A 15,391-nucleotide genomic window follows, 5' to 3' on the forward strand; every position below is an offset into this window, starting at 1 on the left:
TTGCCGGAATAGCCTCAATTCAGTACCGCCCTGTATATTAGCCAGCAATCATTTTAAATTCAATGAAAAAAAACACTTTACTGCTTCTACTAACGTGCCTGGCTTTATATGACGCAATTGCTCAATCAACTGTTTACCAGGACAAGGCCTATTTGCAGGATTACAGCATAAAATATTATTTGCCGGACACCTCCGTATCCGTATCGGATCTTGGTTCTGACAGGAATGGGATAGTCACGGTCCTGGCCTCAAAGGGAGTTTTGCGACCTCATTCAGGAGCATTTCAGTTTCCGGGCACCCTCCAACCCGATCTTGGATACAAGCCGCTTTCCGAAAAATCCCTTCGTGCGATTGGGTTGTATGAAAATCAGTTTGTGTACCTGGATAGTCTGAAATTATTCAGCAACGCCTTTGCAGGTAAATGGCTTGTGAGGCATCATATGCCTGACGCGAAGATAATGTGCACTGGAAAAGATTTTAACGCTGTTATTTCTAACGGTAAAGATGTGAAATTTTACCGCATGGCTGACCTTTTACTGGAAGCAAAGCTCGGAGAAGACACCGCGTTGGATATCCGTTTTGATGCGGAGGAAAATCAATTTTTGATTTTATGCAAGAGTAAAATTCTAACGCTTTCCATGCAGGACAAGTTACTAAAAACGGTTTTTGAAGGAAAAAACATGAACTGCTTTGACGTGGCCAACGGAAAAATTTTTGTCGGCACTACCACCGGTTATTTCGTAGTGGACTCCCGGCGGTTTAAATATATCAGCCCATTGAATAGCAAGTTGCCTGTTACGAGTGTTCAGACGGTCAGTTCAATAAACGGAAAGCTTTGGTTTGGGACGGAGCAGGGAGCATTTATGTTACGTGATGATGGCAAGTTTAATTACTATTTTGGTGATCGGTGGTTACCGGGAAACCGGGTATTGAAAATCGTTGCAGGTTCAGAGAATAATGTACTTGTGCTCACCAACAGAGGCTTGGGCGATATCCGGTTTGACCCGATGACTCTGGAACAAAAGGCGCTTATTTATGAAAAACAGGTACGGCTCAGGCACATCCGACACGGATTCAACTGTGATGTTTCTTCGTTGAAAAATGGAGATTTATCAACCTTTGAAATGGGTGTGCGGGAAAGTGACAATTTATGGACGTCCATGTACCTGGTTAGTCAGCTGTTTCGCTACAAAGTAACTGGTAGTAAAGAGGCATTGGCTAACTGTCTGGAGTCCTTTGAAGCCATGGAAAGGTTGTTTGATATTACCGGAATGAAGGGATATTTCGCGAGAGGATTTGAAAGAAGAGGCTATCACAAACTTTCTGATCCACAGTGGACGAGTGGCATGAACAACGGGTGGGTGCATGCCCAGGATGAAGAGTGGGACTGGAAAGGAACCACGAGCAGTGACCAGACGGTCGGGCAGATGTTCACGCTCACCTTGCTGGCCGAACACATGGATGGAGAGGTAAAGAAAAGAGCCATTAACCTTATGGACAAGCTCATGACCAATATTACCGAGAACGACTGGTACCTGATCGATTATGATGGTAAACCTACCCTGTGGGGTAAATGGAATCCTCAATATGTTAATGGATTTCCAAAAAACGTTGGTGACAGGAAATTGAATTCGTCCAACATCATCGGGTTTTTACAGGCCGCTTATCATTTTACGGGTAAGGAAATTTACAAACAGAAAGCCTATGAGCTCATGACCAGGCATGGGTATCTGGAAAATCTACTTCGGCCTATGTCGGAAATTGGTAAAGTGGAGCAGGGTGCGGACGATTGGGCCAAAATGCTCTCGGAGGGGTGGAATCATTCGGATGATGAAATGTACTTCCTGGCTTACTGGTGTCTTTACCCATACGCTTTCGATGCCAAGTTGAAAGAGCAATACCGAACTGCCATTCAACAACACTGGGAGCTGGAACGACCGGAAAAAAACGGACTCTGGAATCTTTGTTACCGGATGACGGGTGCCAAAGACTTTGATTTTGACGAAACAATCTGGTATCTGAAGGAATTTCCGCTGGATATGATTGAATGGCAGGTCAGCAACAGTCACAGAAAGGATATTGAAATGGTCGCACCTAATTTCCGTGGGCAAACAACCAAAGAAGTACTTCCTCCCGACGAGCGGCCTGAGCTGAAACACAACCGAAACTTATTTAAGCTGGATCGAGAATCGAACGGGACCAGCGAGCTGAGCGCAGGCGATAGCTTTTTGCTTCCTTATTGGATGGGCAGGTTTTTAGGGGTGATTAAAAATTGAGACCGGGTTGCAGTTGCGATTGAGAATTGAGAATGGAGAATGAAGACGGGGTCGCCGCTTCGATGAAGACCAGATCTTCGTTGGGATTTAGAATTAAACCAGTGCTAGGGAGTACATTTTGGACCGATTGTGGGTGTCTTTAAGGGGTGTTATGCTTCAATGGATGGCATGGACTGTTACTTTATATCGTTTAATATGCAACTATCAAAGTTTATGATGGGAAGTACATGTGCGTTTACTAAATTACGTGTTCTTAAGAAGTTCATTCTTTGCCCTTAAAATTTGCCAGTTTGAATAACAATGGGATGGGGTTACCCGCTCGTTTTGCAGATTCCGTAGCAGACTTTCAGTGAGGTTTAGAAAATAGCTGAATTCAATAGGCCGGTTTTTCATACATTTAGCTGGTTGAATAATGAAACCGGTTATTGAACATTTTGAAATTGGCACAACTAAGAACATATCAATTACAATTCCTGAATCAATGAGTGAATCAAAATTAAAAAAGGGCACGGCCTCGGTATGGGCTGGAGAAACCGGAAGATTTTTAAGTGGGGCAACCACTGCGCCGATTGTGAACAGTGTAGCCTTTGCCTACGAAGATCTCGATGAATGGTACGCCGTAGCCACAGGAAAATCAGAAGGCCACATTTATAGTCGGAATACCAATCCTACTGTGCATGTACTGGAAGAAAAAATCAGGTTGCTGGAGGGTGCCGAAGCCGCAACTTCGTTTGCCACAGGTATGGGTGCGATCAGCAACACACTGTTCTCCCTACTCGGGCCAGGCAAAAGAGTTGTATCCATCAAGGATACATACGGTGGTGCCAGCCGGCTGTTTCTGGACTTTCTACCCGCTTACGGTATCAAGGTGACGCTTTGTGAAACCACCAATCATGAGGAAATTGAAGCTGAAATTGCAAAAGGATGTGATGTTGTTTACCTTGAAACACCTACAAATCCCACACTCAAAGTGGTGGATATCACGCGTCTGTCGCTGGCTGCCCATCAGGTTGGTGCTGTGGTGGTGGTGGATAATACTTTTGCAACACCCATCAATCAAAATCCCTTGTCACTCGGGGCCGACCTGGTGATTCACAGTGCGACAAAATTCCTTTGCGGGCATTCCGATGCCATGGGAGGGCTTCTCTGTGGAAATGTGGAGTTGGTGAAGAAGGTGTACCAATTCAGGGAAATAAACGGGGCCAGTCTCCAGGCCGATCCTGCATATATGATACTCCGGGGCATGAAAACCCTTGAACTTCGGATCGAGCGACAAAATGCATCAGCGTTGAAAATTGCAAAACATCTGATGGCTCATCCTGCAATTGAGAATGTTTTTTACCCTGGCCTGAAAAGTCATCCGGGTCATGATATTGCCAGAAGTCAAATGTCGGGATTTGGAGGTGTAATGAGTTTCGCATTAAAGGGTAACTATGATATGGTAAAAGCATTTTTGCCAAAACTTCAACTGGTGCATCTGGCGGCAAGTCTTGGATCGGTGAGTACACTTGCCGGCCCACCGCGCACGACAAGCCATGTGGAACTCACCGAGGAACAAAGAGCCTTGCTGGGGATTCCGGAAAGTCTTATACGCTATTCGGTTGGCATTGAGAATGTCGAAGATCTGATCGCAGACCTTGATCAGGCACTCTCTTCGATAATTCCTTGATTTTCACTCAAAACGAACAATTTATGAACTGCTCTATTGTACCCAAATTTGTGTTGCTGGTAGTTGGCCTGATCATGAATGCCGGTGTGTTGATTGCACAGCCTCATGCAGGCAACGATCTGGCAGGCAGTAGACTGCAAAATGAACTCGAACGTATTGCTGGTCTTGCCAAGGGAAAGGTAGGAGTGAGCGCGGTTCATCTTGAATCCGGCAAGACGGTAAATTTGAATCCCAGGGAAGCGTTTCCAATGGCCAGCACCGTGAAGGTGGCGATCGCCGTTACGCTTTTTACTAAAATAGAAAAGGGTGAGCTTTCACTGATGACCATGGTGGACTTGCAGCCCTCTGACCTGCATCCGGGCAGTGGAACGCTTGACGTGCTGTTTGCCAAGCCTGGTGTGCAACTCTCCGTTCAGAATTTGCTTGAACTGATGATGGTGATCAGCGATAATTCAGCAACAGACATTTTACTCAGGCTGGTAGGAGGGGTATCTGCGGTTCGGGCAAGGCTGAGTGCGTTGGGCATTCAGGGAATGTCGGTGGACCGTACCATCATAGAGCTCCTGGCCGATCTGGACGGTGTTACTCTGCCGCCCCCCGGAGAATGGAGCCTTGGGTTTTACGACCGGTTACTCAAATCGCAGACATCCGAAATGGTCAAAGCTGCCGAGGCGAAATTACAGGCAGATCCCAGAGATACTTCCACGCCTGAAGCAATGGTAAACCTGCTTAGTCAGATTCACAGTGGGAAAGCGCTGAATCCTGAAAGCACGGCGTTGCTACTCGGTGTGATGGAGCGCTGCCGAGGAGGTCTGGCGAGGCTAAAAGGTTACCTGCCGCCAGGGACTGTAGTGGCGCACAAAACCGGTTCGCTGGATGCCAATGCCACGGATGACGTTGGGATTATTACACTTCCGGATAATGCCGGTCACATCGCTATTGCGGTTTTTATAGGTAAATCCAGTCAACCATTGGCTGAGCGGGAGCAGACCATAGCCCACCTTACCCGTTCCATTTACGATTACTTTCTGTTCCAGCCTTCGATCTCCCGTTAACATGAAGCCGGCATTTACGACGATACTTTTTCTAATTTCTTTGGTTGCTTTCGGACAGAAAAATATCTCCCGGGAGCAGATTCAGGAATTTGATAGTTATGTGGAAAAGGTTCGTAAAGAATGGAAGGTGCCCGGCATGTCCATAGCCGTTGTGAAGGGAGGACAGGTTATTTTCAAAAAAGGGTACGGGGTGCGGGAACTGGGCAAGCCGGAGCTGGTAGATACCAAAACACTATTTGCCTGTGCTTCTACCACCAAAGCGATGACGGTTGCTTTGATGGGCATGCTGGTAGACGAGGGTAAGATAAAGTGGACTGATAAAGTTCAGAAATTCCTTCCCGAACTACAGTTGCCAGACCCTTACGTAACCCGGGAACTGGCGATCCGGGATCTGCTGATTCACAATACCGGTATAGGAGGTACAGATTTTTTTACCGGAGCTATGGATGTACCCGCCAGTGAAATGTTTAAAAGAATGGTGATGGTGAAACCTTCTTACCCTTTTCGGGCCGGATTTGAATATCAGAATATCATGTATTCTGCTGCCGGAAGAATCATTGAAAAGATTACCGGCAAGCTCTGGTCGGAAGTGATACAGGAAAGGATATTTACACCCCTTGGCATGAGCGGAACAGCGCCTAAAAGGAAGTTTGTGAAAAGTGAAAACATAACGAGGCCCCATTACAGTATCGACGATACCATTAGGGTTATCGACTACGGGAGGGATAGTGAAATTGGATCTGCCGGTGCGGTTTGGTCTAATGCCGACGATATGGCCAAGTGGGTCATTTGTATGCTGGATAGTAGCAAATTCAGAGGAGGCAGATTATTGGCCCCGAAAACCTGGAATGAAATATTCAAGCCGCAAACCTTTTTTCCGGAGGAGGAATATCCTACCATGAAAATACTTAAGCCCAACTGGATGACTTATGGTCTTGGCTGGTACCAGCACGATTACAAAGGGCATAAAGTGAATTTCCATACCGGGAGCTTGTCCGGGCTGACTGCGATAACCGGACAACTTCCGGATGAAAAACTGGGCGTTTACATTTTTGGCAACTTTGATCACGCGGAGGTGCGGCATGTGCTGATGTACAAAACCTTTGACTTCTTCGCTCTCGGGGGCACACGCGACTGGAATAGCGAATTTAAAGCTTTATACGCCAACCTCTCAGAAGAGAGTAAGCACATGAGACAGGCCTTTGAGGCAAACCGGGTACCGGGTACCTCTCCATCAGTCGAGCTGAGAGCTTATGCCGGCAATTACAGCAGTCCTTTGTACGGACAGGCCGAAGTGCTGGCGGATGGTGACGCGCTTAGCTTTAATATTAATGAAGTAATTAAAGTTACCCTCCCGCACTGGCACTACGATACTTTTTATGGCCGGTATTCCAAACGGTCGGTTTCCCGGGGAACGGCAATGTTTACTATCAGCATTTCGGGTAAAGTAGAAACACTCGTGTATAACGGAATGGAGTTCAGGCGTCTTGGTAATTAGTAATTGGTGCTTATTTTGTATTAGTTTTAGGGGCTCTGTTGAAAGTGATAAGCCGTTAGTTTCAAGACGTGTCGGATGCCTGGTTTTCAAATATTGAGCGCTGGTGCAGGGAAGATTTTTCAATGAGCCGTTTGCATTAGGTTTTTGCCAGGCATTTAATTGTTCCTATGTTTGTGCTCATATCTCTGCGGAAGTGCCAGTTCTTTTTTGAATAATCAAGCTTCGGCATTAAAGTTTAGACTAATTATCTCAATTTATCTGTCACGGCATGTCCTTCATATTTAAGAGCAGACTTCTTTCTACTCTTGCCTTTTTAATTCCTGCACTACTATTACTGTTCCTTTCTGTTTACAAGCTCGACTATTTTGGTCTTGATTACGACGAGCTTTTATTTGCCAACGCAGCGCTGGGTGATCTGGATGGAGCCACTTTTGTGCACAAGAAATGGGGCGATGTGGTTATTATTGTGTTCAGTTACATTGGCGCTTTGAAGTCGTGGCTGTACATTCCAGTTTTCAAAATATTCGGAGCCGATCCCTGGAGCATACGGCTTCCGATGGTGGCGCTACTGTTTTTTAATCTTTACCTCACCTATAATATAACCCGGAAATACTTCAATGGGTACGTCGCCTATGCAACGTTTTTGCTCCTCTCGGTTGATCTTACATTTATTACCCTTCACCGGTTAGACAAAGGGCCTTCTGCCATAGAGACCTGTATCAAGCTACTGGTGCTGCTGATGATCGGAAAGCCTGAAAACCTTCGCAGGTATTTGATTATAGGTATGTTGCTAATTTTGGGTGTTTTTAATAAATTAAACTTTTTATGGTTTATCAATGCCCTCTACGGAGTTGCTTTTTTGATGTATTGGTCAGATGTTAAAAAGCTTCTGATCCGTCAGCTGACGATAAGGGAGTTTTTTAACACGGTAATCGGCCGCTACTCTGTTGGTTTTTTGATGCTGGCCGTAGCATACATTGGTTACATTAAGTTTTTGGGTTTACATCCCGCACCGCCGCCGCATACCATCAGTGAAATTGTACACTACTTCACGGTTCAGCTGAAAATGTTGAAGTATTCCATTCTAAGCACCCGTATATTTTATCTTTTCGGCTGGGATCTCAGAGGTTTCTGGCTTCAGATGTTCGGTAATCTGCTTCTTGCCGCAACTGTTCTGGCAAATGTGTTTTTGTACCTGAGAGGAAAAGTTGCTTTCAGGAGTTTTCATACCGCGGCCGGATTGCTGCTGCTGATTATGTTCATGGAGATCGTACTGACGATCGAGGCCACCAATGCATGGCATACCTTTATGCTATACCCGGTTTTGCAGATATTCTTCGTAAATACATTTTATCTCCTGGCAAACCAAGGCGACCGAAGGCCGGGAAAGGTATGGATAGCGCTGGTGGGACTGTGGGTACTCTGTAATTTGTATGTTCAATTCGAATTTTTCAAAAAAGTAAACACAGCATGTGTTTCAGGTGAGTTATTTATACCACAGATGACCGATCTGATAAAATATACGCGCAAACGGCCTGAAAATAAAATTCTATCGGTGTCGTGGGGTGTACATGTTCCACTGTTGATTTCCGGAGGCGGAAAGAAATCTTACTACGAGCCTTATCACGTCACATTCAGCAGGCCACATTTGAATGCCTGGTACGATGAACATCGGAAGGATCTGATTCATCCCGACAGCGTACTCCTGGTGACCTACGTGATGAAACAAACACCTGTTTTTGGGAAAAATTACATCGTCACCAATGACAGCTCCTTTCGAAGATACGAGCGCATGATCAGGAGTAAAGGGCAGGAAGCTTATCTGCAAAAGGTAATAAAAAACCAATGCGGTGCTCCCGTGTATGAAATATACAAACTCAGGCATCTGTCGAAATAGGGATTACTTATTCTCGGGCTTTATCTGGTTATTTCGGGTTAAGTTCCGGTTTTGGCTCCTCAAAGCCGGTGATCCAAAGCTCAGCTTCGTTTCGACGTGTGACCGGCCGCTTTGCCATGACGGGTTTTAAAATGTATATTTTTTGGCCAAGGCAGAGCAGATGGTAGAAAGCAACACTGAATTATTTAAAATATTTTCTTTCGCTGAAAACCTGCTGACATAGGGCTGTCATCTGCTGATGTTTCATTTGTAATGTAAAACAAATAGAAACATTATAAACCTGGAAATTATGGAAACGAACATCATGGAGAAAGAAACGGAACAGTCTTTTGCAGTAATACCTTCGGACGCTCTACTGGCGCACTGGCAGGGCCATCGGCTCCTGACCAGAAAATTGATCGAAGCTTTTCCCGAAAGTGAATTTTATAGTTTTTCAATCGGGGGAATGCGGCCCTTTGCGGGATTGGTCATGGAAATGCTGGATCTGGCCAGGCCAAGTATGAAGGGGATTTTAACCGGTGACTGGTCGTCTGATAATGAATTCGGTACCAACGGACATTCCCCAGCCCCAGCAACCAAACAAGAGGTACTCACTTTGTGGGATAGCACCACGGAAACCATTAATGCGCTATGGCCGCAGATTCAGCCACATCATTTTGAGAAGGTTGATATGGCTTTTGGCCTTTACAAGAATACAAACTACGCTACACTTTTGTATTTGATAGATAACGAAATTCATCACCGTGGACAAGGATATGTCTATCTGCGTGCCCTGGGAATTGAGCCCCCGTTTTTCTGGGATAGATATTAGTTCGAATCAATTATTCATGTTTCAGAGTAACTCCGGAAGAACTATGAATCCGGAGTTATTTTTTGTTGTTTGAAAAAAGTTTAAACAAGTTTGTTAAGTTGCACCTGGATATTTAACCTCATTAACGCAGCACAGTTATTTTCTATCATGGAAAAGGAATGGTCCACGGACGAACTGAAACAAATAGCCCAGCAACTGGGCAAGCCTGACGGACCCAGTGGGATAGCCACGGCCGAACGTATGGCAGAAAACAATGGAGGCATGACTGCCAGGACCATTCAGGTCATGGATGTTTCTGAGCATGACAACATTCTTGAAATCGGACCAGGCAATGCGGCTCACCTACATCTGCTATTTGACCTGCTGACGACAGGGCATTATGTGGGGGTAGATATTGCTCCTACAATGATCCAGGAAGCCGAACGGATCAACAGCGCGCTGGTGAAATCGCAACAGGCTTCATTCGAACTTACCGACGGCGAACATCTGCCTTTTGAAGACGGTACTTTTGACAAAATATTTACGGTAAATACCCTGTATTTCTGGAAGGATCCGGTGAAGTATCCGGTTGAAATATATCGCGTGCTTAAGCCTGGGGGCGTTTTGGTGATGACGATCACGGATAAAAGTTTTATGGAAAAATTGCCATTTACCCAATATGGCTTTCAGCTGTATGACCGGGTTGCGTCGACTGAGGTATTGACACAGGCAGGTTTTGTAATAGATTCCGTGAGCGAGGAAGTGGATAGCACCACCGGAATGCTGGGTCAAACCGTTGAAAGGGATATACTGATCATCAAAGCAGTGAAATCCTGATCTGGAAGCATATTTCGGATCCTTTTGGTTTTGGTAATAATTTGATTTTGAATGAAACTCCAACTATTTCTTACAGCAGCAATCGTTTTCTTCCTAAGCCGGGAACATGTAATTGGACAGCATGTTAACCCCGCAAAAGACTGGAAGCTGGGGGTTGCCATGTACACTTTTCACACTGTTTCATTTCCTGAAGCACTGGAGTATATCGACTCCGCAGGTATCCGATTTGCAGAAGCCATGACATTTCATAAGACAGGTGCCGCGTTGAAGGATTCTGTGATGTCGAAATTATCACCCTCGGGTATTAACAAGCTCAAGAAGCTGGCTGCGGATAAAAACATAAAGATAGAATCAATCTACATCGGTGGCGGCAATACGGTCGAATCATGGAAAAAGGAATTTGAAGTAGCCAGGCAGCTGGGGGTTAAATTCGTGACTGCTGAGCCTCCTGTTCGGATGTGGGATAGCATAGACAGCCTCGCGGGTGTGTACAAAATGAAGGTCGCCATCCATGAACATTGGAAAGGTGTGAGTGCCTACTGGCATCCCGATTCGGTATTAGCGGCCATCAAGGGGCATCCCAATTTTGGAGCATGTGCCGATCTGGGGCATTGGCCAAAGAGTGGGGTGAACCCGGTGGAAGGAATCAAAAAACTGAAAGGTCATATCATCGCGATCCACTTGAAAGACATTGCCGCATTCAACAACCCGAAGTTGAAGGACGTCACCGTGGGAACCGGCGTCGTGGATTTTCCCGGCGTTTTCGAAGAATTGAAAAAACAGAGCTTCAAAGGAAATATCTACATTGAAAAGGATGTAGTCAATAAGCCCAGCAATCTGCCCTCTGTACTTGAATCGATCCATTACTACAATGGATTGGTTCGAAAATGATCTAGGGAGAAGGATTCAGTGAAGTTAAGTTGTTAAACTTGGCTTATGTGACAAGTATTTAACTTCTTTAAGTTCATTAACTTCTTTAAGTTCTGATTTCTTAACTCCTTTCTTAATATACCACCACCTTTTTTACAATCCTGGTCTCTCCAATGACTACTTCCAGGAAATACAGACCCGGCGCGGCGTTTTCGGGTAGAAAGGGTACGGCCTGGTTGGTCAGCGTGCTTTGTCTTGTCGAAATGGTTTTGCCCGACGGATCGGTAAGAATCAGCTTGCATGCTGCGCTGGTCTTTCCGGTGAGGCGTAGTTGCACCGCGTTGGCCATGGAAGGGTTTGGCATTATTTCTATATCCACCGCCTTGCTGACCATCTGTACCTTGATTGCCAATACGTTGGAGAAAGTGCTGTCTCCCGCCAGATCAAGCAGTTTCAGCCGGTAGAATAGCGAATCGCGGTTTACAACATTGGATGAAGTCTGGTCCATCCATTCATACGATTTGGGCTGGGCAGCGTTTTTTGCCGCTGGTACATTTCCAACAGGTTTGAAACCGCTGCGCGCAATACTGCTTTCGATGATAAAATGAGAGGAGTTGTTTTCAAATTCGGTGGTCCATTTCAATGTCACGTTATTTCCGACATCTGCGGTTCCGGTGAAAGAGGAAAATTTACTGGTAAGTTTTGACAATTGAATGTCCACACGAATGATTTGTGAATACGTACTGCCACCTCCGGTATCTGTAATTTTAAGCCGGTAATGAAGTGTTTGTTGGTTGAAAAGGGAATTGCTTGAAGGATCAGTCCAGTTATAGGATTTAGCCACATCCGAGTTCCCCGCCCCGGCAACCCGACCAACTTCCTGAAAATCCTTTCCATCCAGCGCTCTTTCTACAATAAAATTTGCTGATTTTACCTCATAATCCGTTGTCCATTTGAGATCGACAACGTTGGCCAGAGTAGCCACACCCGTGAAAGACGAAATTTTAGCCGTGGACGGTGTGCTTACATTGATTTTAAAGGCATCTGTGATACAATTAAACTCATCACGTACTTTGTATTCAGTGGTGATTTTTGGTGAGACAGTAATATTTTTGGTCGTCTCACCACTGTTCCAGGAATATTTTCCTATGAATGATGGTGTTAAGGTAACCGAACTGCCATATTCCAGATTCAGGTTTTGGTTTTTGTTGACGTTTTTCTCCATCGTGAATTTATCCAGGATCTCACCATCTTCACTTACCCATTTTGCATCCAGTCGATTCCCTTCCACTTCCAGCAGAAATGCCCCGCCTTTCTCGTATTGGGAATAGTACATGGCTTTATGCGGATATTCGGCGGCACGTCCGCCCAGGTGCCCGGCCGAACCTGAGACCACATAAACAGTACCTTTGTTGTTATCCGTACTCTTGATATACGGGCAGGAGTTGTCGGTGCCATCGTACCTCGCAGAGGAAGAACTGTAATTGTATTTCGACGGATTGAAAGCATTGTGCGGCTGATAGAAACCGCCCATCAGTCGAGATCTTTCATAGATGTGGCTGTGTCCGCAGATAATAAGGTCAACCCCATATCTCTCCAGTATACGTATGAAATTCTCTCGTATGGCTGTCATTTCAGGATCCGTTTCCGAATTGCGCGAACCTTGTGAGAAGGGGGCATGATGCCAGTAGGCAATTACCCACTCCTTGTTTTGATTGGCTGCCAGGTCCGCCTTGATCCACTGCACCTGCCTTCCCAATGTGTCGTAAAGGCGCGTGGCCTGGTCTTCACGTCCATACGAGTCAAGCGATAAGAAATGTACATTCCCATAGTCGTAGGAATAAAACGCCTGCGTTTCGGAGGCTTTGCCACCGGCTTCTCCCTGGGTTGGCATGCTGAATACGTCGTAATACGGCACTTTATGATCGTTTTGACGATCAAAATTATCGTTGTTGTAGTCGTGGTTTCCCGGGCTCGGATACAATGGAGTTCTTTTCATGAAAGAATCCTTGTAGTGATTAAAAAAATTGGATTGGTACTCCGTATCCGTTCCGAATCCATAGGCGTTGTCGCCTAGTAACAGCCAGGTATTCAGATAATTATCTCCCAGGTATTTGAGCATCTGATCCCTGGTTTTGGCCTGAATCGCCGAATTTGTCCCGCAATCTCCATATACTCCGAACCGGTATTTTCCCGGCTGGCCAACGAGGGGCGACGTTTCGAAATAATTGCCGGCATCACCCTGCAAGGTGCCTGATACCGAGCCAATGGAATAAAAGTAACGGGTTTTGGGAGTAAGTCCGGTGATCTTCACAACATGCTCCGTCACCGGACTGTTGTCCGTTACATTTTGCGTCAAAGCTCCGGCAGCGGTACCAAATTGTACACGGGTGGTAGTGGGCAGGTCTGTACGCCACCGCACCACCATACTGGTAGGCGTTCCCACCATCAGATAAGGCCCCCGGATGATGCTTTGTGCCAAAGTGCCGGCCGATATGGACACAAATGAAATCAGGAGTAATAATTTATTCATTTCAGGTTAGGGCTGAGATTGTTTTTTGGTAATTGTCCGAATTATTGAGATTCAGGCAGATGGATTTTATTTATTTACCTCCATGCGATCGGTCAAGGCGTTCAGGAAACTGATGACATACTTTTTTTCCTCTTCTGACAAATTTAATGAATTTGGAGATAGGGTTTGATAGGGCAGGTCAAGGCCCAATCCGGCACCGCCTCCCTTGTTATAAAATTCCATCAGCGAATCCAGGGAAGTGAAAGCCCCATTGTGCATATAAGGACCGGTAACAGCGGAGTTTCGAACCGTTGGGGTTTTAAACGCACCTTCGTAAAACTTTATAGGTCTCACCCTAATCCGGCCATCGTCAGTGTCTTTTTCTGGTTTACTGAGGTTTTCGGTAAGTGTTGTGCCCAAAACTTCGAATTCCGTTAGCTGATAAAGCGGCGGCACCAGCCCGTTGAAAAGTGGTGCGAAATGACAGGTGCCACACTGTGCTTTGCCCATGAATAAATTGAATCCTTTAATCTGATTTGAGTTAAGGGCAGTCTTGTCACCGGTTATGAACCGGTCAAAATCAGAATAGAAAGGCTGCAGTGTCCGCACATAAGAGGCTATGGCTTTTTGAATGTTTGCTTCTGTGATGGCGGGCGTTCCGTTTTTGGAATAAGCCCTTTTAAACCATTTTCTATACGCCTTCATTTTCGCCAGCCGAGCCAGGGTAACCGCTGTGTTGCCATTCATTTCCAGGGCGTCGTGGGTCACTGTACCCACTTGTTGCTCCAGGGTTTTTTCTCGTCCATCCCAAAATTGACTATGTTGCAGCGAAGCATACAACAGGCTGGGTGCATTGCGGCTAACGGGTGTGCTACCATCGAAGCCCACGCTTTTTGCAAGCCCATCCTGGAAAAACCGGCCCGGTGGGTGGCAGGTGGCACAACTGATCTGACCGTTACCTGAAAGGGCGGCTTCGGAAAATAGTTTTTCACCGAGTGCAATCTCCGATCTGGTCGTTTTGGGATCTAAAAATTTTCCTTTGAAGGCTTCGGCTTTAAAGAGGTGGTCGGCGTCGTAATTCAATACGCCGGATGTGTTCAGTTGAAATCCCGATCGGGAGATCATTTTTCCGAGATGGGTTTGTAACGGTAGCGCGTGATTTGTGAAAAAGGAAAGCCGGTCAAAGGTGTCAAAATTCGGATTTTGTTTCAGAAACTGGAGCGTGCTTTTCAGATAGTAGGATAGACTGTCTGATGGTTTAGCAGAAAGTCTCATGTAAGGATTCAGCGCTTTCTGTATATGAAGAAGCACCTCATACGATTCCGTAATTCCGGTTTTTAGAAGCGGAGCGTCATAACCGGTAATGCCCAACGTCATAATCCGGATCAGTTCCAGCCTCAAGCTTTCGAGTATCTGGCTGTCGGATGGCTTAAATTGGTATAAAAGTGAGTTGAGATCTTTTGCAGCGTGTTCCAGAATCGTAATTTGTTCCAGCAGGTCCTTCTTTTTTGAAAATGGATCCGGTTCATGGAGCAAGGCCTCCATGTATTGCAGTCCCATCGGTGCCTGATACTCCAGATAGGGCTCTTCGATTTCGGTTTTTGCGGCACGATTGTAAATTCGTGCTGAATGCACAAAAAAATACTCCATCATCGATTCTATCCGCTTGTAGGCTACACGGGAGTCTGCCAAGGCTTGAAGGGCATTTTTAATTGTTTCCGGGTTTTTCCGATTGATGGAGAGGATTGCCTGTCGGAGTAGAGTAGTGCTGCTTGCAAATTTTGGAGCATCCGCCCTGAACAGTTGTATGCTTTCCTGGACACCTATTGGCGTTGCCTCCTTTTCCTTGGCTGAGAATGCGAGGAAAGCGGTGATTAAAACAATCAAGGCAAGTTTAATTCTGGTGATCATCAAAAATCCTGATAATTGAATTCTAACTCCAATGTCAGGCGAATAAACAAACAAATCAGCTCATTTAAAACGGTTT

At 45.7% G+C, this 15,391-nt stretch carries 10 protein-coding genes; 8 read left to right on the forward strand and 2 right to left on the reverse strand.

Annotation, left to right across the window (positions count from 1 at the left end):
- Positions 1 to 62 precede the first annotated feature (62 nt).
- The 8 genes from DYADSP32_RS03200 to DYADSP32_RS03235 all read left to right on the forward strand — a co-directional run bounded on the left by DYADSP32_RS03200 (position 63) and on the right by DYADSP32_RS03235 (position 10,913).
- Positions 63 to 2,276: a hypothetical protein gene (locus DYADSP32_RS03200; RefSeq protein ID WP_149244065.1), complete on the forward strand. Its 2,214-nt coding sequence runs from the start codon at positions 63 to 65 to the stop codon at positions 2,274 to 2,276.
- A 481-nt stretch (positions 2,277 to 2,757) separates the two neighbouring features.
- A complete protein-coding gene (locus tag DYADSP32_RS03205) occupies positions 2,758 to 3,945 on the forward strand; it encodes a cystathionine gamma-synthase family protein (protein WP_149244064.1) in 1,188 nt (395 codons plus the stop codon).
- A gap of 23 nt (positions 3,946 to 3,968) precedes the next feature.
- Positions 3,969 to 5,000: a class A beta-lactamase gene (gene bla / locus DYADSP32_RS03210; RefSeq protein ID WP_149244063.1), complete on the forward strand. Its 1,032-nt coding sequence runs from the start codon at positions 3,969 to 3,971 to the stop codon at positions 4,998 to 5,000.
- A gap of 1 nt (position 5,001) precedes the next feature.
- Positions 5,002 to 6,498 carry a serine hydrolase gene (locus DYADSP32_RS03215; RefSeq protein ID WP_149244062.1) on the forward strand — a complete coding sequence of 499 codons (1,497 nt, stop codon included), beginning with the start codon at positions 5,002 to 5,004 and terminating at the stop codon, positions 6,496 to 6,498.
- A gap of 268 nt (positions 6,499 to 6,766) precedes the next feature.
- Positions 6,767 to 8,395, forward strand: a complete 1,629-nt coding sequence (locus DYADSP32_RS03220) for a glycosyltransferase family 39 protein (protein ID WP_149244061.1) — start codon at positions 6,767 to 6,769, stop codon at positions 8,393 to 8,395.
- A gap of 289 nt (positions 8,396 to 8,684) precedes the next feature.
- Positions 8,685 to 9,206 carry a DinB family protein gene (locus DYADSP32_RS03225; RefSeq protein WP_149244060.1) on the forward strand — a complete coding sequence of 174 codons (522 nt, stop codon included), beginning with the start codon at positions 8,685 to 8,687 and terminating at the stop codon, positions 9,204 to 9,206.
- 147 nt (positions 9,207 to 9,353) lie between these two features.
- Positions 9,354 to 10,022 (forward strand): class I SAM-dependent methyltransferase, encoded by a 669-nt coding sequence (locus tag DYADSP32_RS03230; RefSeq protein ID WP_149244059.1) that lies wholly within the window; start codon positions 9,354 to 9,356, stop codon positions 10,020 to 10,022.
- Between the two features lie 51 nt (positions 10,023 to 10,073).
- A complete protein-coding gene (locus tag DYADSP32_RS03235; RefSeq protein ID WP_149244058.1) occupies positions 10,074 to 10,913 on the forward strand; it encodes a sugar phosphate isomerase/epimerase family protein in 840 nt (279 codons plus the stop codon).
- Positions 10,914 to 11,025: 112 nt separating this feature from the next.
- Here DYADSP32_RS03235 and DYADSP32_RS03240 read toward each other — a convergent pair whose 3' ends face one another.
- Both DYADSP32_RS03240 and DYADSP32_RS03245 read right to left on the reverse strand, forming a co-directional pair.
- Complete coding sequence (locus tag DYADSP32_RS03240; RefSeq protein ID WP_149244057.1) at positions 11,026 to 13,425, reverse strand: metallophosphoesterase; 2,400 nt, start codon at positions 13,423 to 13,425, stop codon at positions 11,026 to 11,028.
- 66 nt (positions 13,426 to 13,491) lie between these two features.
- Positions 13,492 to 15,315 (reverse strand): cytochrome c peroxidase, encoded by a 1,824-nt coding sequence (locus tag DYADSP32_RS03245; RefSeq protein ID WP_149244056.1) that lies wholly within the window; start codon positions 15,313 to 15,315, stop codon positions 13,492 to 13,494.
- Positions 15,316 to 15,391 lie beyond the last annotated feature (76 nt).

Source organism: Dyadobacter sp. 32, assembly GCF_902506755.1.
Classification (GTDB): Bacteria; Bacteroidota; Bacteroidia; order Cytophagales; family Spirosomataceae; genus Dyadobacter.